Here is a 17,690-nt window from a genome sequence, read left to right on the forward strand (position 1 = left end):
CGCAACGGCCCCCTCAAGCCGGGCCAATATAGCGGGCAATAGTTTCCAGAAAGTGAGGCACCGAAATGGGCTTGGAGATGTAACCCTCGCACCCGCCTTGCAAAATCCGCTCTTCGTCGCCCTTCATGGCAAAGGCAGTCACCGCGATTACCGGGATATGGGCAAGCTCTTCATCATCCTTGAGCCACTTGGTGACCACCAGTCCCGACACTTCAGGCAACTGGATATCCATCAAGATCAGGTCGGGATGGTGTGCGCGCGCCAGATCCAGCGCTTCCATGCCGGAGCGGGTCTGGATGACGGCGTAACCGCGCGATTCGAGCAGATCGTTGAAGAGCTTCATGTTGAGCTCGTTGTCTTCCACGATCATCACTGTTTTTGGCATCAAACCTCGCTTGCGCTGCTCGAGTACCCTCAGCACTTCGTTTTACCGCGCCATTCAGGTAACATCGAACTCATTACAAAAGACCAAATGAGCCTGGCTGTGCCCCGTATTGAATCTGCGCCCCCTCCCAATGCCTCCGGACTCGCCGATGCCTGCCTCTCCTACCTTGCCGAGAACCCCGATGAACTCTTGGCATTCATGCAGGTCGCCGGCCTTGATCCCGACTCGCTGCGGCGCTCCACCGGTTCCCCAGCCTTCCAGCACGGACTTATCGACTATTTTGCGGCCAACGAGCCGCTGCTCCTGTCACTTTGTGCCAATACCGGCATGGCACCCGAAACCTTCATGCGAGTCTGGCACCAGCTCAATCCAGCCGGCTAAGCACGAACGCCCTCAGTGCGTGCTGCCGGTTTTCACTTGCGCCGCCGGCCCGGAGCCCTGATGATCCGGCGACACGGCTGATGTGCTCGATGGGGTCGGCTGCCCTCCGGTGAACCGGCCAAGTGTTGGGGTGCGCTGCCGGCCGCTCGGAATCGGTGTATCGGTTTCGGGAAGGCCAAGGCTACGGTGCGATCTGCCGGAGTTCGGCAATGCCGAGGGCCGCGGTCTAGTTGAACATCTCAGCGCATTGGGCTTCGGCCATGCAAGTGAAGCCGATGCACGGCCGGCCCAATCAAAATGACGACAACCAAGGCAAACAGCGATGACCAGTCCCACTGAAAAACTGCGTGAATACGGCTACGAGCTCCCTGCCCCCAAACCGCCGGTCGCCAGCTATGTTCCGGTGACCCGCACCGGCAATATTTTGTACGTATCGGGCCAGATCTCCAGCAATGAAACCGGCGTCGTCACCGGCCTCCTGGGCGATACCATGAATGTCGTACAGGGCGGCAACGCTGCCGAACTCGCGGCGCTCAACGTGTTGTCGCAAATCGTCCATATGGGTGGCGTGCCGCTGGAAGAGATCAAGCGTATTCTCAAGATCACGGTTCTTGTGGCTTCAACGCCTGACTTCACCGAGCACCATCTGGTTGCCAATGGGTGCTCGAACCTCCTGGTCGGGGTGCTGGGTGACCGGGGCAAGCATGCCCGTGCCGCCTTCGGCGTTGCCGCGCTGCCCTTTGGCGCCGCCGTGGAAATCGAAGCCGTGGTGGAAGTCTAGCCACAGGCCCGGTCCTCGCCCACCTCCATATCCCCAGCACAACTGGATACCAAAACTTGACCGACCTGCCCCTTTTCCCGCGTCCCGTCGCCCATCGTGGTCTGCACAATCGTGCCGCTGGTGTCATCGAAAACAGCGCTTCCGCCTTTGAAGCCGCTATCGCCGGCAACTGGGCGATCGAGTGCGATCTGCAGCTGACCTCGGACGGCGTGCCGGTGCTGTTCCATGACAGCAAGCTTGAGCGCCTCACCGGACGCACCGGTGCGGTCAGTGAGCTCACTGCTGCCGAACTCACCGCGATCCCCTTACTCGACAGCGCCGCCGGTGATCGGCCCCAGCGCTTTGCCGAGTTCCTTGAACAGATCAATGGCCGTGCGCTGCTGCAGATCGAGCTCAAGCATCAGGCCGACAGCGCCGGCACTCAGTTGCTCGCCCGCGCGGCGGCCGAAGCCTTGAAGTCCTATGCCGGCCCGGTAACCGTCGAGTCCTTCGACCCCAACCTGATCACCCAGATCCGTCAGTTCGGTTTTTCCGGGCCGCGCGGCATCATCACCTACAACTATGAAGGGGTTGAAGCCGAGCAGAACTACACGGCAGAGCAGCGCTGGACCCTGCGCCATCTGCTGCACTGGCATGAAACTCAGTTCGATTTCATCTCCTGTGCCAAGGACGCGCTGGAGCTGCCCGCGATCAAGTTCTGGCGAGCACTCGGCAAACCGGTGACCGGCTGGACGATCCGGTCTAAACAGGAGTGGGAAGCCGCCCGGCCCCATATCGACCAGATCGTCTTTGAAGGCTTCGACCCGGACCTTGCCTGATCCCGGCTATACCGCCACCATCCATCCAACCACCGCCGGCATTTCGGCGGCGGTTTGGAACAGCCTTGTGCCGTCCACGAACGGGGTGGCGGATAACCCGTTTCTGAGCCACGCCTTCTTCCTGGCCCTCGAACAATCCGGCTGCGCCACTGCCCGCACCGGCTGGCAACCTCAGCACATCCTGCTGGCCAACAGCGCGGGCCAGCCCGTTGGGCTGATGCCGCTCTTTCTCAAGTCCCACTCCATGGGCGAATATGTCTTCGACCACGGCTGGGCCAATGCCTTCGAGCGCGCGGGCGGGGACTACTACCCTAAGCTGCAATGTTCGGTGCCGTTTACCCCGGCCACCGCGCCCAAGCTCCTGGTGCCGAGCGGTAGCCTTGAGGAACAGGCGGCGCTGCTTTCCGCCGCTCAGCAACTCGCCAGCCAGCGCGACGCCTCGTCGGTGCACATGACCTTCGTGCCCGAAGCCGAGGCCGATCTGGTGGAAACAACTGGCTGGCTCAAGCGCCTCGACACCCAGTTCCACTGGCACAACCAGGGCTTCGACAGTTTCGAGGGTTTTCTCGAAACCCTCTCCTCGCGCAAGCGCAAGACCATCCGGCGGGAGCGCCGCGATGCGCTCGTCGATGGCCTTACGGTCAAGTGGCTGACGGGCTCTGACCTCCAGGAGCATCACTGGGACGCCTTTTACGATTTTTACGAGGATACCGGGGCGCGCAAATGGGGCCGGCCCTACCTCAATCGCAAGTTCTTTTCCCTGCTTGGTCAAACCCTGGCCGACCGGATCGTGCTGATGCTGGCCTATGACGGCCCCACCCCAATCGCCGGCGCGATCAACTTCCTTGGCCATGATCGCATCTTCGGGCGCAACTGGGGTGCTACCCGCGAGGTGCCGTTTCTCCACTTCGAGCTCTGCTACTACCAGGCGATCGATTACGCCATCGCGCACAAGCTGGCTGTGGTGGAAGCCGGGGCCCAAGGCGAACACAAGCTCGCCCGCGGCTATGCTCCCGCCACCACTTATTCCGTGCACTATATCGCTCATCCTGGCCTGCGCGGGGCCATTGCCGACTTCCTTGAGCATGAGCGCGCTTCGGTTGCGCGCGAGCAGGAAGCGCTGGACACCTACACTCCGTTCCGCAAGGGCGAGCGCACCGACCGCTAGCGCGGCAGGATGCCCCTTGGACTTAGCCGGCGCCGGAGGCTATGTAGGTTAACGCTCCCTGCAGGAATCCGCATGAATATCTCTGACGCTTTCGTCTTTATTCTCCAGGCCGGCGTCACCTTCGTGTTCTCCACCGCCCTCTTCGATGCGCTGCACTGGTTGCTGCATCGCTGGGAAACCTCGCGGTTCAAGCTGTTGCGCACCTTCTCGTCCTGGCACTGGGTGCATCACAAGTTTCTCGACCTCGATATGAAGATCAATCCGGCCTATGCCCGGGCCAATATCTGGTTTCACATCCTGCCGGAATACGCGACCTCGATGCTGGGCATTGCGCTGTTCCTGCTCGTTTTCCCTTGGCCGCCCATAGCGCTTGTGGCTGTCATTCGTACCATCATGCTGGTGATGACCTTCCGCGAGGAAGGGCTCGACTACAACCACATGGCGATGGATCGCGTCGGTGCCCAGCAGGGTCTGCTCTGGGTGGACAACAACTACCACGCCATGCACCACGTCTACCCGCATAACTTCTTTTCGTCCTTCGCCAACATCTTCGACCTGCTGTTCGGCACCACTTGCCAGATCAAGGGTCGCCGCTTTCTCGTTACCGGCGCCAGCGGGTCTTATGGCTCGGCGATGGTGGCAAAGTTGACCGATCTGGGTGGTCTTGTGGAAACCGCCAAGTCAGGCACCGATTTTTCAGCCGGCGACTATGACCGCATGCGCGAAAAGCTTGAACGCGCCGAGGTGCTGGTGCTCGCCCATGGCGCCAAGTCGCAGGATTGCTGGAACGCCAATTTCGTCACCTTTACCGACCTGGTCGAGCTCTTCACCGCCCTCGGCGAGGACAGGCTCACCCCGCCCGAAGTATGGGCGGTGGGCTCGGAAGTCGAGTTTCACGGCGATATGGGCATGGAAGAGCTCAAGGATTATTCGGCGTCCAAGCGCGCCTTTGCGCGCCGTGCGCTGGATTATTACCACTCCGACGCTGTCTTCTACCGTCACATCGTGCCGTCGAGCTTTACCTCCGCAATGGGCAAGGGGGCAATGAGCGCGGGCACCGCCGTCAACATCACGCTGTTCTTTATTCGCCGCGGCTTTTCCTATGTGCCGGTCACCTTTACCGGCCTTGCGGTTCTGAACTATTTCCGCTTCCGCTTCTTCCAGCGCCGCTCGGGACAGGCAGCCCCGGCCGAATAGGCGGTTGATCTCGGCTCTTGAGCCGAGCACCTTGCCGGGAGTATGCCAAGGCCATCCACTCCCGCGAGGTACACCGTGAGCACCGCCTACGATCCCGACAACATCTTCGGCCGCATTCTCCGGGGCGAAATGCCAGCCCACAAGGTTTACGAAGACGACACCGCCTTGGTGATGCTCGATGTGTTCCCCCAGTCACGCGGGCACACGCTGGTTCTGCCCAAGGCGGCCTCGCGCAACCTGCTCGACGCGGATCCTGCCACCCTTTCGGCCGTGATGCCGATCGTGCAGCGGGTGGCTGTTGCGCTCAAGGCAGCGACGGGGGCTGATGGCATTCGCCTCGTCCAGTTCAATGAAGCCCCTGCTGGACAAAGCGTGTTTCACCTGCATTTCCACCTCATTCCCGTCTATGAGGGCGAGGCTTTGGGCGATCATGGCAAGGGTGCTGCTGACGCCGCTGAAATGGCCGGGCTGGCGCAAGAAATCGCCAGCCGCCTTTAAGCCGGTGACGCCCGCTCCCAAGCTCGGCCAAGGGCTCTTGCTCACCGGATTGGCCGGGTTCATCGATGCGATCGGCTTTATCGAACTGGGTGGCTACTACACCTCGTTCATGAGCGGCAACACCACCCAGTTGGGCAATTACCTGCTCGATACGCCCTCGGCAGCCGCGTTGCTGCCGCTTGGCCTGTTGCTGCTGTTCTTCACTGGCAGCACGGTGGGATCGCTGCTGTCTTTGGCAAGCGAGCGTTTTGGCCCAGCCCTTGTTGCGGCCTTGTTGTTTTCCAGCACAACAGGGGCAATCGTCTTGCACTTTGCCGGCGCCGACTCGCCGCTTTCGATGGGACCCCTGGCGTTTGGCGCGGGCGCCCAGAACGCTTTGTTGTCCCCGGCCGGCTCCGTTCGGCTTGGCGCCACCTTCGTGACGGGAACTCTGTTTGCTGCCGGCCAGGACCTGGCCAAGGCCATCCACAAATTGGCCCCGCGCTGGCGATGGACGCAACACCTCCTGGTTTGGCTTTCCCTGTTGCTGGGTGCCGCCCTGGGCGCGGCATCCTATCAGCGCTTGGGCCCGCTCGCCCTGCTTGCACCCGCGGCTCTCCACGCTGCCTTCTGCCTTGGGCTGGCGCTGCGCCAGCGCAAGGCGGGCCCCCGGCCCTAGTCGACCCGTGGCTGCTCGCGCGAGCGGAACTCGAACAATTCGCGGAAGGCTCCGGGCACCAGTGCGGATAGCGGGTTGATGCGGAAATCGGGCTTGGCGAGTGGTCCCTTGACTGCAAAGGTCACGCCCACCAGCCCCTCACCATCGCGTCCGCCCAAGAGCGGCCCCAGCAGCGGGATTTTCTGGAAGGCGCTGTTAAGCCCGAATAGCGGCACATAGGTGCCCGCCAGATCGTATTGCCGCTGGTCGGTATAGATAAAGCCGCGCATCGTTCCGCCTACGGTGTCGCCGGTCAAAACAGCATTGGTGACCTCGACCCGGTCCGAGCGCCGCACGAAATTGACCATGCCCCGGTCGAAATCCAGCCGGTTCCCGCGCGCGATCACCGCTCGCGAATCGGCGTGGTTGCCAAGCACCTGCGCAACATTGGCCTCGTCCACAATGGAAAAGCCGCGCATGCGCAACTGGCCGAACTCGGCGCCTGCTTCGCTGTCGGTGGTCATGACGAGATTGCCCTCGCCGCCCGCCAGCTGTGAATACACGCCCAGGAGCCGCAGGATCGTTCCGGCATCGCTGAATGCCACCGTCATCGTTCGCCCCTTGGGCGCGGGATTGGTGGTGACCGAAATGGCGTTGTCATCACCAAACTGCGCCGTCAGCCGCGCCCGCCGCATGTCGCTGCCCTTCAGGGACAGGTCCAGATCGAGATTGAAGGCGGTCGTGGCGTAATAACCCAGCGCTCGATCGAGCTCCACGTCGAGCACCAGCGTCTGGTCGAACTCGGTGGTTTGCACCCCCCCGGTGCCTTCATCCAGGCTGAAGAAGCGCTTCAGCATGGGCTTGAGGTCCAATTGGGTACCGCGCACCTGCACGGAATAGCCGCCGTCGATCGGAGCGAGCTTGAGTTGCGCGCCATCCCCCTCGCTGAGGCCGAAATCGATGAACTCGGCACTTTGCAGCCCAGCCTCGGCGTCGAACTTGAGGCCACCCTTGAGTTTCACGGTGCCAAAAGCCAGATCAATCCCGAATAGCTCGGTTACACCATCGGTTTGCTTGACGATTGTCTGCAAGGTGCCGGGGACGCCGGCAGCCTTGCTCAACCCCAGATCCCCAATGGTGAGCGCTGCCTCCTTGAGGTCTACCGCGATCTGCAGCGAGCCATCCAGCAGCGGCTGCGCCACAAAGCCAACCTGCCCGCTCATGAACGGCGAGGCATCGAACCCCATGGCGGCCAGGTCCTTCACCTCCACCGTGGAAGCGAGCCGGAACGCAGGCTGAGTTTCCGGCGTGCCGGCAATCTCCAACTGCGCCTCCATACCGTCTATGTCAGCGGTACCCTGCACCTGATAGCCGTCCTGCGAGGCGCTGAAGGACAGCTGCCCGTTGCCGATTGTGCGCTCCTGTATGGCCTGAGTGCTGGCGAAATTGGCGACATTGCCATTGACCACATAGTCGAGGTCCAGCGGCGCGCCGCTTGCTTCATCGCGCAGCTTGATGGTTGCCACAAGCCCCAGATCAATCTGACCGGATAGCGCGGCAAGATCGAGCGGCAGGCTGGCTTGCGCCAGCATTTCGGGCTGCTGTTCCTTGGCCAGGGCAAGCAGGGATGGAATACCGGCGCTCACATCCCCCGAGATCTCGAGAATGCTTTCTGCCGGATTGGAGTTGTCCATGATCACGGCCGGATTGCGCACCGCAATCGGCCCCGCCGTGGTCGCGATGGCACCTCCACCAGCCGAAACCGTCAGGTTGGGGCCGCTCAATTGCAATCGCGTTTCGCCATCAATGGCGATATCGGCCATCTCCGGCACCGGCTTGACCACCACGCCGGTACCAACCATGTCGATCTGCATCGCCTCGGGCGATATCGGCTTGTCCTCGCCACCCACTTCCAGGCTGCCCACCGGGAATTTGAACTTCAGCCGCGCGCGCGTCACCGTGCCGTCGCTCACATTGGCCACAAACCAGTCACGGCTTTCCGTGCCCAGCATATAGGGCCAGAGGCGTTTCAGGTCGTCCGCACTGACCCCTTGGCCGACAATGGTCATGTCGAGAGCCATGCCGGCCTTGAGAATATCGATCCGGCCGGCGCTTTCGACGATGGCAGCGCCCTTTTTCGCGACGAGCCGGTCGATGCCCGTGGCACCATAAAGTGGCGCCGACCAGCCCGAGAACTCGACGCTGTCGAATGGCTCCGCCGGTGCCGCCATGTCGTTGGGGTGCACGCGGACCTCGCGTGCCTTGATCATCATGCCGATCGTCGGCCCGAATTCCGCATCCAGGCCGAGCGCAAACGTGCCCGAAACGCGGGCGGAACTCTGGCCGATCTGCAAGGCGGCCTCGTGCAACTCGAACCGGGCGTCCTTTGGCGACCAGGTCACGTCCAAGATCGAGCTCGCGACTGGGAAGAACTCGTCCTCGATGCGCATGTCGAGACCCGTCAGGTCGATCTTGAACGCGCCGTCCACGAGCTTGCCCGTCTCGGGCGCAAAATGCACATCGATGGATAGCGCACCCGCGCCCCGCAGGGCCGCGATGCTTTCAGCGTCATCGACAAAGGGGGCCACGGCCGCAAAATCGATATTGGCAATGTCGGCCTCGAGCCGGGAGCCACCCTTGTCGTCGAGGGTGCGCGACAGGCTCCCCATCATCGTACGCCCTCCCAGGGCCGCCGAGAATGTCCCCCTGGTGTCCTCGCCGCCGGGCGTAGGGCCGATCTCGAGGTTCACGCCGTTGAACTGACGCATCCGCCCGTAAACGGCATCGATCATCTCGACGGTGCCGTCCTTGATCGTCAGCTTGGAGAACCGGCCTTGTTGCGCCTGCTCCACAATGTCGGCCACACCCTTCTCGCTCGCCTCGAGATTGTAGATCAGCCAGTCATTGTCGGACCGCAGCTGCAGCGGCACCGACCCACCCTGAACGTCGACGCCACTGGCGGAAATGTCGACGCTGGGGAACGCATCCTCCCCCTCCAGCACCCTTGCGGTCGTGCCGCCCTGCTCCTCGGCCACTAGCTCAAAGCTCGTGGTGCGGGGCCCAAACAGGTCCTGCACGATCTGGATGTGGGGGCGCACAATGGCGATGGTGGCCCCAGGCTGCCCAACCAGCGCGCGGATCGGCGAGAATCCAATCTCAAGCGCATCCATCTTGACCTTGGCGCCGGTCTTGGCATCCGTCATCAGCACGGGCGAGAACTGCAGCACCGGCCAAACGCCACGTTCAAGCGCCAGCGCCATTCCTCCCAGATCGAGCTTGCTGGTGGGCGGCATGATGGATTGCGCCAGCGCACGCGCCGCTTCACCGCCAAATGGCAGTCGCAGCGGGGTCACCAGCAGCACTAAATACAGAACGATCAGCAGGACGGCTGGCACGCCCAACACCCAGGCGCCCATCTTGGCGGCAAGACGCATAGGATGCCGACGCCGCATTGCGGGGGCTGGACCTGGCGTGTCTTCGAGGGTTGTTGACGCGCTCACTTACATCCAGATCAAGCTCGGCCGATAAGTCTCCCGGCCTCTTGAGAATCAACCGCAAGTGGCGGCTTCTTGCGCGATGATACCGGCTGGAATATGGCACCGGCAGCTACAATCTAGCGGGGAAAACAGGATTTAACCGGCATGCTTGCGCCTGGGGATACCGCTCCCGACTTTACCCTGCCGCTCGACGACGGCACCTCCTTCCACCTTGCCGATCACCGCGGCAAGTTTGTGGTCCTGTTCTTCTATCCGCAGGACGATACCCAAGGCTGCACCAAGGAGAACCTCGAGTTCTCTAACCTGGAGCCGGAGTTCGCCCGAAGCGGTGCTGTCCTCCTCGGCATATCGCCTGATACTGTGGAAGCGCATCGCAAGTTCCGGGAAAAATACAGCCTCACCGTGCCGCTGGCCGCCGACCCTGAGCGGACCGTGATCGAGCCATTTGGAGTATGGCAGCTCAAGAGCCTCTATGGCCGCCAATTCATGGGCCTCGTGCGCACCACTTTCGTTGTCGCGCCTGATGGCCGGATCGCCGGCGTGCTCCGCGCGACGCGGGTTGCGGGTCACGCTCGAAAGGTTCTCGACCTTCTCGGAAATTTGCAGCCCAATACTTCGGAAAGCTGAGGGTTTTCCGTTTTTTAACCATGCAGGATCATACTCGCTAACCATAAATATGGATCAGCGGAGTGTATGGCGTGCGTAATGGAGCGAGCTTCTCGTCGCCGGGTCGAGCCAAGCCCAAAACGGCTCCCCACGCAGGCATTCGCCCGCTCTGGTTCTACGGCATGTTCACGCTGCTCTTGGCCGGCAATGCCCTGACCGGCACCGCCCTGCTGTTCTCACCCGAGATCGCCAAAGTCCTCAACGGCCAAACCGAACAGGTTATCCAGGCCTATGAGGATCGGATCGCCCAGCTGCGTGTTGAAGTCGATCGTCTCCATTCCCGCTCCTATGCGCAGGCGGGCGACATCAACCTGCAACTGCAGGAACTTTCGCAGCAACAGGAAGTGCTGTTGGAACAGCATCAACTGGTTAAGGTCCTTGTCGACAAAGCCGGCGAGCTTGGCATTCAAACTGCCGCCCTCGGGTCCAGTCCGGGCGATCTGGCGATGGCGGCGCCTACCACCCCCAGCGGAAATCCCGACATCGACGAAACGGCTCGTGCCCTTGCCCAAATGATGGGTGAAACCGAGCACGCCATGACCAGCATCGCCCAGACCGCTACCGAGCGGACGACCAGCATTGTCAACGAGATGGCCGATATCGGCATTCGCGTCAGCCTGCCCGATGCCCTTGATGGCGTTGGCGGTCCCCTGCTGGCGCCGAGTGAGGGCGGCGACGCAGCACCGATCATCGAGGATGCCAACGCCGTGATGGCAGCGCTGGTGCGCTACAAGGCGGCCCGTGAATCAATCGATGCCGCGCCCATTCACCTGCCCATCGCCGGCACCTACCGCCAGAGTTCAGGCTTTGGCAACAGGCGCGATCCCTTCAGCGGCAAGCGCGCCTTTCATTCCGGGCTCGACTTCGCTGCGCGCTCCGGCACCACCGTACTGAGCGCGGGCCAGGGCGTGGTAACCTTTGTCGGCGTGCGCTCTGGCTATGGCAATGTGGTGGAGGTCACTCACCCCAGCGGCTGGGTGACCCGTTATGGTCACCTCTCCGACTTCCTTTCCAGCAAGGGCCAGAAGGTGCACACCGGGACCCCTATTGCCAAGGTGGGCTCTACGGGCCGGTCAACCGGCCCGCATTTGCATTTCGAAGTGCGACAAGGCAGCCGCGCCATGGATCCCAAGCAGTTCATGGAAGCCGGCAAGCGCCTGCAGGCGCTGCTCGGCTAACTATTATTTGCCTTCGGCCACGACATCGGTCGCAACGCCAACGCGCTGCGCCAAAGCCGCTTCCATGAACTCGTCGAGATCGCCATCCAGCACCACGGAGGGCTGGCCGCTTTCCACGCTTGTGCGCAGATCCTTGACCATCTGGTAGGGCTGCAACACGTAGGAGCGGATCTGGTGACCCCAGCCGATCTCTGTCTTGCTCGCTGCCTGCGCGTTGGCCGCTTCCTCGCGCTTTTGCAACTCGGCTTCATAGAGTCGAGCCTTGAGCATGTTCATGGCCGTCGCGCGGTTCTTGTGCTGGCTGCGCTCGGCCTGGCACGCCACGATGATGCCCGATGGCACGTGGGTGATGCGGATGGCCGAGTCGGTGGTGTTGACGTGCTGCCCGCCCGCGCCGGACGCGCGATAAGTATCGATCTTGAGATCGCTTTCACGGATCTCGATGTCAATCGAGTCGTCCACCACGGGATAAACCCAGACGCTCGAAAAGCTGGTATGCCGCCGAGCCGCCGAGTCGTACGGGCTGATCCGGACCAGCCGGTGCACGCCGCTTTCGGTCTTGAGCCAGCCATAGGCATTATGGCCCTTGACCAGTATGGTCGCCGATTTGATGCCGGCTTCTTCACCATCATGCATTTCGATGGTTTCGACCTTCATCTTCCGCCGTTCCGCCCAGCGCGTATACATGCGCAACAGCATGTTGGCCCAATCCTGGCTCTCGGTGCCGCCGGCACCAGAGTGGATTTCCACATAGCAGTCGTTGGCGTCGACTTCACCCGAAAGCAGAGTCTCGATCTGCCGGCGGCGCGCATTGATGCGCAGCTCGAAGATTGCCTCTTCGGCTTCCTTGACGATCTCGGCGTCGCCTTCGGCTTCGCCCATCTCGATCAATTCGAGGTTGTCGCGGACGCCGTTTTCCAGCTCGTGCACGGCCTTGACCGCCACGTCGAGCTCATCGCGCTCACGCATGGTGACGCGAGCCTTTTCCGGATCGTTCCAGAAGTCGGGTGATTCAGTCTGCGCTGTTAGCGCGTCGAGACGAAGTTGTGCCGTATCCCAGTCAAAGATGCCTCCTCAGCAGGCCCAAAACCTGCTCGATGTCGGCGACGGCTTTTTCGATTTCCGCACGCATGTGAACTATCCTTTTGTGTGGGGCCTCATGTAGCCGTCCACCCCCGCCCAATCAACCCATTGAGCTATCAAAGCGGACTTGCCAAACTGCCTCGCCCGGCCAAGGCTGATCCAGGGGAAGTTCAACATCGCAAGGGAAACGCACATGTTACGCATGGGAGTGTTGCTGGCCGCGGTATTACTGTCGCACGCCGCTTTGGCTGCGGAAGCGGAGCCATCGGTGGAGCATGGCGAGCGGGTCGCCCGCATCGGTGGGTGCCATGATTGCCATAGCCCCGGCTATGCGGAAAACGGGGGTCAACTCGATCCCGCCACCGCGCTGATCGGCAGTCCGCTTGGCTACCAAGGGCCCTGGGGCACCACCTATGCCGCCAATCTGCGGCTCACCGCTGCCGAGCACAGCGAAGATGAATGGGTGGCGTATTTGTCTGAACTCGAGACTCGGCCGCCCATGCCTTGGTTCAACCTGCGCCATTTCACCGAAACGGAAATGCGCTCCCTCCACCAGTATATCGTCGCGCTGGGCCCGGTGGGCGAACCAGCGCCTGCCTATGCCCCTCCTGGCAGGCCAGCGACAACGCCCTTTATCGTCATGGCGCCACCAAACATGCCGGAGTAGCCAGCGAGGCGACCTCAACCGGCGCGCTGTTCCTTTTTGAACCGGCGCAGCACTGTTTCGCGCTTAAGCCGCGACAGGTGGCTGAGAAAAAACACTCCCTGCATCTGCTCGATCTCGTGCAGGCAGCAGCGGGCGACAAACCCGTCGAAGCGCTTCGTCACTCGATCCCCCGCCGCAGTGTCGTACTCGATCACAGCCCAAATCGGCCGGCTGATCGCCACCTCGATCCCCGGCAAAGATACCGAACCCTCACTGCCGACTTCCGCCTCAGCGCTACACTCGGCAATGCGGGGATTGAACATCACCCGATAATCGCGACGCGACGTGTCCGCCGCGATGCTCACCACGATGACGGGCTCGTTCAGCCCCACATGGGCCGCGGCCAAGCCATAGGCCTTCGCCGCTTCTGCGGCTGCAAGCAATTGCTCCCCTGCCCGTTCCATCGCCGCGTCGAGGGGCCGCGTTGCTGCGGGCGCGGAAAGCGCCGGATGGGGAAAGCAGACAAACGGCAAGATCCCGGTCACCCCTGCTACTCCGACAGGGATTGCGGTGCCTCATACTCCTGGAAGCGACCGCTGGGCATTGCCTGGGCGGGGGAATCCTGGAAGCCACCCGAATAAGGTTGCCGATAAGCCTCATAACCCGGCTGCGGCTGCTGGCTTTGGGCCGTGTTATAGCCGCCACTTTCGATGCCGATGACCGAGGTCATCAGATTGGGGCCGCTGCCAGGCTTGAAGGCCTCGAGAATAGCCGATTCACCCTGATAGGCCTCGACGCCGGAGTTCGGATTGATCCAGGCCGTGGCCATGCCGGAGGGTACGTTGAATGGCGTTGGCGGCTTGCCCCGTAGGGCGTTCTGCATGAATTCGGTGAAGATATTGACCGAGAACGTGCCGCCGGTCACCGAAGAGCCCATGGAACGCGGCTGGTCATAGCCAACATAAACTCCGACGGCCAGTTCAGGGGTGAAGCCCACAAACCACGCATCCTTGTAGTCATTGGTGGTGCCGGTCTTGCCAGCCACCGGACGGTTGAGCGCCTTGGCGGCCGTTCCGGTGCCGCGCTGCACGACACCCTCCATCATCGAGGTGATCTGATAGGCCGTCATCGGATCGAGCACCTGCTCACGATTATCCACAATGATCGGCTCGCCCTGCCCCTGCCAGGCCTGCGCCTTGCAGCCTTCGCATACCCGCTCGTCATGCCGGTAAACCGTCATACCATAACGGTCCTGGATGCGGTCGATCAGCGTCGGCACGATCTTGCGGCCGCCATTGGCGATGGTGGCGTAAGCTGCCGTCATCCGCATATCGGTGGTTTCGCCGGCACCCAGCGCCATCGCGAGCACGGGCTGCATGGAGTCATAAACGCCGAACAGGCGCGCATATTCTGCTACCAGCGGCATGCCGAGATCCTTGGCCAGTCGAACCGTCATCACGTTCCGGCTGCGCTCGATGCCGCGCCGCAGCGTTTGCGGGCCATAGAACTGCTGCGCATAGTTTTCCGGCCGCCAAACCGAGCCATCCGAATTGCGGATTTCTACCGGTGCGTCGAGCACCACCGATGCGGGCGTATAGCCATTATCGAGCGCAGCGGCATAAACGATCGGCTTGAACGAGGAGCCGGGCTGGCGCAGGGCCTGGGTGGCGCGGTTGAACTCGCTTTCCGCGAACGAGAAACCGCCCACCATGGCGAGCACCCGGCCGGTGCGCGGGTCCATTGCCACCAATGCGCCCTCGATCTCGGGCAGTTGCTCGAGCGTGTAAATTCCGTCCTTGCCCGCGACCGGGGAAACATAAACCACATCCCCAACCTTGAGGATGCTTGACAGCGGCTTGGACACCCACTTGATCTCGGGCCCGGACAGCACAGCTTCCGTCCGCTCGTCCGAAATGGCGCCGTCAACGTCATCTGCGGGTCGCAGTCCGATCCTGGCCTGGTTGCCATTCATCTCCAGCACCACGGCAAGCCGCCACTCCGGCACGTCGCGGAGCGGCTGGATCTTGGCAACATCCAGGCCCCAGTCCTCGCCGATCTCGATGCTGGCAACCGGCTCGCGAAATCCCTTGGAATGATCAAACGCGATCAGCCCGTCCATCAGCGCCCGGCGGGCATATTCCTGCAGCTTGGGCTCAAGCGTCGTGCGCACCGACAAGCCGCCGCCATAAAGCTGGTCTTCCCCATAAAGCTTGGCCAGTTCGCGACGCACTTCCTCGGTGAAATATTCGGCCGAGTACAACTGGCTGCCCGACGCCCGTGGAATGACGTTGAGTGGCTCCGCCTTGGCGGCGGTCGCTTCTTCGGGCGTCACATAGCCGTTCTCGACCATGCGATCGATTACCCAGTTCCGGCGCTGTACGGCCGCCTCGGGTCGCCGGAATGGGTGGTAATTATTCGGGCCCTTTGGGAGGGCAGCGATATAGGCCGCTTCGCTGAGCGTGAGTTGGTAGAGTGCCTTGTCGAAATAGTTCAGCGCCGCTGCAGCCACGCCATAGGAGTTCAGCCCAAGGAAAATCTCGTTGAGATAGAGTTCGAGGATCCGATCTTTGGAGAACGTCGATTCGATGCGCACGGCCAGCAGCGCTTCCTGGATCTTGCGGTCCCAGGTCTGCTCCGAGCTCAGCAGGAAATTCTTGGCCACCTGCTGGGTAATGGTCGAGGCGCCCACCATCGGGCCACTGCCGCCATCGAGCTTTTGCAGCAGGTTGTCACGCACGGCGCGCACCACGCCATCGATCGCGATGCCGCCATGATGGTAGAAATCCTTGTCCTCGGCCGACAGGAACGCGTTCACCAGTAGCGGCGGCACGGTCTCGATCGGCTGGAACAGCCGGCGCTCGCGCGCATATTCAGCCAAGAGCGTGCCATCGGCGGCATGAACGCGCGTCGTCACGGGCGGCTGGTAGTCCTTCAGCACGGTGTAATCGGGCAGCTGGGCCGTAACCATGGTCAGATAGACTGCCGCGAGCGCCAGCACCCCCAGCACCGCGAACATTCCAAAACTAAACAGCCAGCCAAGCAAGCGCAGCATATACAAAAAGTCTCCAGGGCTTGCGGCCCGATGTGTCAGGAATCATAGCAGACGTAAGCTGTGTTGAGGATCACGACCGCGCAAACCCCGCATTGGGACGCGCAGCCGTCACCTCAAAGTCACATCACTGCGGCGGCGCTATGCTGTCAAAATATGTCGAAATCCCGCGCGCCAGAGCCGTGGCGGTCCGATCCTGCCAGTCCGACTCCATCAGATTGGCGATGTCAGTGGCATTGCTCAAAAAGCCCAGCTCGATCAACACCGAGGGAACATCAGGCGCCTGCAGCACGAAAAAATCGGCCTGCCGCAGCGGAAATTTCCGCAAGGCCACGCTTGGCTCGAGCTGGTGCACGATGGCCTGCCCGGCCATATAGGACTGCACCCGCATTTCCCGGCGCATCAGGTCAACCAGGATATCCACGACCTCTGGTGCCATTTGCGGGGGCGCAAAGCCGGCGATCACATCGGTCTTGTTCTCGGTATCCGCCAGGACCTTGTCGAGCACGTCCGTGGCATTCTCGTCGCGTGTATAAACGCTGGCGCCACGGATTTCGGGCTGCTGGAAACTGTCGGCGTGAATGGAAAGAAAAAGATCTGCCTTGTTGGTCCGGGCCAACGCCACCCGCTCCTCAAGCCGCAGGAAGGTGTCGTCCTCGCGCGTCAACGCCACGTCGAACCGGCCCGATTCCACCAGCAATTCCTGCAGCCGCAGAGCAAAAGAAAGGACGATGTCCTTTTCCTTGACCCCGTTGGGAGTTTCCGCCCCGCTATCGATCCCGCCGTGGCCGGGATCGATTACCACCAGCGGCCGCGTCACCACCGGCAGCTCAGTGCCCCCTGGAGGCGTGGACGCAGCCGGGGCCGCTTCCGTGGTGCCGGTGATGTCACGCGCCACATTGGCCGCGAACTCTTCGGGCGTGGCGGGAATGATGTCCACCACCAGCCGAGCCGGCTGGTCCTCGAAGGCATCGAGCACATAGGCTTGCTGGACTTGGGCCGGAGCAGCCAGCGTCAGGGTGGTACGAACCCGGTCAGCTGCCGCCTGCTCCACCAGATAGCCCGACACCAGCCCTTCCCCGGCCGGCGTGCCGGATGGCTCGGCGAGCGAAAAGGTCGCCGCCCGCACATCGATCGCCAGCCGGTTAGGATCGCCCAGCGAGACCAGGGCGAAGTCAGTCCGGCCCGCGAGGTCAACCACGAGCCGCGCGCGTTCGGGCGTCGAGCTGACGCGCACCTCCATCACATTGGGTAGCGCTGCTGGTGCGGCCGGAGTTGCCGTTGCCGGCGGCTCCTGCGCCAAGCTGGCAATTGGCGCTACGCCCAACGCTCCCGAAAGAATGCAGAACAGCGCGAGCGCACGGAGGGGTTTAAACAAATGCGGACAGGCCCTATCTATAATTTAGGCGCGCAGATGCCATCGCTTTGAAGCGATTCTGCGGCATTTCCTTTATGCGCTGTTTCGGCCCAATGGCCAAGAACAGCTCGTCCGAGGTGGCTGATCAGCCCCTCGGCAGTTTGGGACTTTCCTGTTGCTAATCGGACGCAACGGCCCTACACGCTATGAGGTGAAGTGCAAGCTTCCTGCATGACGGTTCCGGTGCCCTAAGGCACTGCAAACGTAAGCCGGAAGGGCTCGGGACACAGGCGCAGAATACGCCTGACACCCCGATCAGATGCGGCAAATCCAGCGCTTCTCTATGAAT

The 17,690-nt window shown here is 62.1% G+C and carries 16 protein-coding genes; 10 read left to right on the forward strand and 6 right to left on the reverse strand.

Features of this window, described 5'->3' with window-relative positions; all coding sequences use genetic code 11:
* Positions 1-13: 13 nt before the first annotated feature.
* Positions 14-385, reverse strand: coding sequence for a response regulator (locus AC3YMN_RS18520; RefSeq protein ID WP_172123408.1), 372 nt, complete (start codon positions 383-385; stop codon positions 14-16).
* 87 nt (positions 386-472) lie between these two features.
* On the opposite strand from AC3YMN_RS18520, the gene AC3YMN_RS18525 reads away from it, so the two are divergent.
* From AC3YMN_RS18525 to AC3YMN_RS18555, 7 genes are all read left to right on the forward strand, one after another.
* Complete coding sequence (locus tag AC3YMN_RS18525) at positions 473-766, forward strand: DUF3572 family protein (protein ID WP_489891169.1); 294 nt, start codon at positions 473-475, stop codon at positions 764-766.
* Between the two features lie 322 nt (positions 767-1,088).
* Positions 1,089-1,547, forward strand: coding sequence for a RidA family protein (locus AC3YMN_RS18530; RefSeq protein ID WP_127753188.1), 459 nt, complete (start codon positions 1,089-1,091; stop codon positions 1,545-1,547).
* Positions 1,548-1,603: 56 nt separating this feature from the next.
* Positions 1,604-2,365 carry a glycerophosphodiester phosphodiesterase family protein gene (locus AC3YMN_RS18535; protein ID WP_164854810.1) on the forward strand — a complete coding sequence of 254 codons (762 nt, stop codon included), beginning with the start codon at positions 1,604-1,606 and terminating at the stop codon, positions 2,363-2,365.
* Positions 2,358-3,533 (forward strand): GNAT family N-acetyltransferase, encoded by a 1,176-nt coding sequence (locus tag AC3YMN_RS18540; protein ID WP_489891214.1) that lies wholly within the window; start codon positions 2,358-2,360, stop codon positions 3,531-3,533. Before AC3YMN_RS18535 ends, AC3YMN_RS18540 begins: the two co-directional genes overlap by 8 nt.
* Before the next feature lie 72 nt (positions 3,534-3,605).
* On the forward strand, positions 3,606-4,730 hold the full coding sequence (locus tag AC3YMN_RS18545; RefSeq protein ID WP_489891170.1) for a hypothetical protein: 1,125 nt from the start codon (positions 3,606-3,608) through the stop codon (positions 4,728-4,730).
* 42 nt (positions 4,731-4,772) lie between these two features.
* A complete protein-coding gene (locus tag AC3YMN_RS18550; RefSeq protein WP_127753192.1) occupies positions 4,773-5,228 on the forward strand; it encodes an HIT family protein in 456 nt (151 codons plus the stop codon).
* Positions 5,161-5,886 (forward strand): YoaK family protein, encoded by a 726-nt coding sequence (locus tag AC3YMN_RS18555; protein ID WP_489891171.1) that lies wholly within the window; start codon positions 5,161-5,163, stop codon positions 5,884-5,886. The genes AC3YMN_RS18550 and AC3YMN_RS18555 overlap by 68 nt, the downstream gene beginning before the upstream one ends.
* Here AC3YMN_RS18555 and AC3YMN_RS18560 read toward each other — a convergent pair.
* The gene (locus AC3YMN_RS18560) at positions 5,883-9,299 is read right to left on the reverse strand and encodes a hypothetical protein (protein ID WP_489891172.1); all 3,417 of its coding nucleotides are present in this window, start codon (positions 9,297-9,299) and stop codon (positions 5,883-5,885) included. The genes AC3YMN_RS18555 and AC3YMN_RS18560 overlap by 4 nt on opposite strands.
* A gap of 207 nt (positions 9,300-9,506) precedes the next feature.
* On the opposite strand from AC3YMN_RS18560, the gene AC3YMN_RS18565 reads away from it, so the two are divergent.
* Positions 9,507-9,989, forward strand: a complete 483-nt coding sequence (locus AC3YMN_RS18565; RefSeq protein ID WP_489891173.1) for a peroxiredoxin — start codon at positions 9,507-9,509, stop codon at positions 9,987-9,989.
* A 161-nt stretch (positions 9,990-10,150) separates the two neighbouring features.
* Complete coding sequence (locus tag AC3YMN_RS18570) at positions 10,151-11,206, forward strand: M23 family metallopeptidase (protein ID WP_489891174.1); 1,056 nt, start codon at positions 10,151-10,153, stop codon at positions 11,204-11,206.
* 3 nt (positions 11,207-11,209) lie between these two features.
* Here the strand turns inward: AC3YMN_RS18570 and prfB are convergent.
* Positions 11,210-12,338 (reverse strand): peptide chain release factor 2 gene (gene prfB / locus AC3YMN_RS18575; protein ID WP_127753197.1). Its coding sequence is split into 2 segments (ribosomal slippage): positions 11,210-12,268 and positions 12,270-12,338, totalling 1,128 coding nucleotides; the frame shifts between segments, so codons are not numbered across the junction.
* 144 nt (positions 12,339-12,482) lie between these two features.
* Here prfB and AC3YMN_RS18580 point away from each other — a divergent pair.
* Positions 12,483-12,956 carry a hypothetical protein gene (locus AC3YMN_RS18580; RefSeq protein WP_489891175.1) on the forward strand — a complete coding sequence of 158 codons (474 nt, stop codon included), beginning with the start codon at positions 12,483-12,485 and terminating at the stop codon, positions 12,954-12,956.
* A 14-nt stretch (positions 12,957-12,970) separates the two neighbouring features.
* Here the strand turns inward: AC3YMN_RS18580 and AC3YMN_RS18585 are convergent, their stop codons facing one another.
* From AC3YMN_RS18585 to AC3YMN_RS18595, 3 genes are all read right to left on the reverse strand, one after another.
* A complete protein-coding gene (locus AC3YMN_RS18585; RefSeq protein ID WP_489891176.1) occupies positions 12,971-13,480 on the reverse strand; it encodes a peptide deformylase in 510 nt (169 codons plus the stop codon).
* Positions 13,481-13,485: 5 nt separating this feature from the next.
* Positions 13,486-15,987, reverse strand: coding sequence for a penicillin-binding protein 1A (locus AC3YMN_RS18590; protein WP_489891177.1), 2,502 nt, complete (start codon positions 15,985-15,987; stop codon positions 13,486-13,488).
* Between the two features lie 124 nt (positions 15,988-16,111).
* A complete protein-coding gene (locus tag AC3YMN_RS18595; RefSeq protein WP_489891178.1) occupies positions 16,112-17,362 on the reverse strand; it encodes an N-acetylmuramoyl-L-alanine amidase in 1,251 nt (416 codons plus the stop codon).
* Positions 17,363-17,690: the final 328 nt, after the last annotated feature.

It is taken from the genome of Devosia sp. Z11_6 (assembly GCF_058133665.1).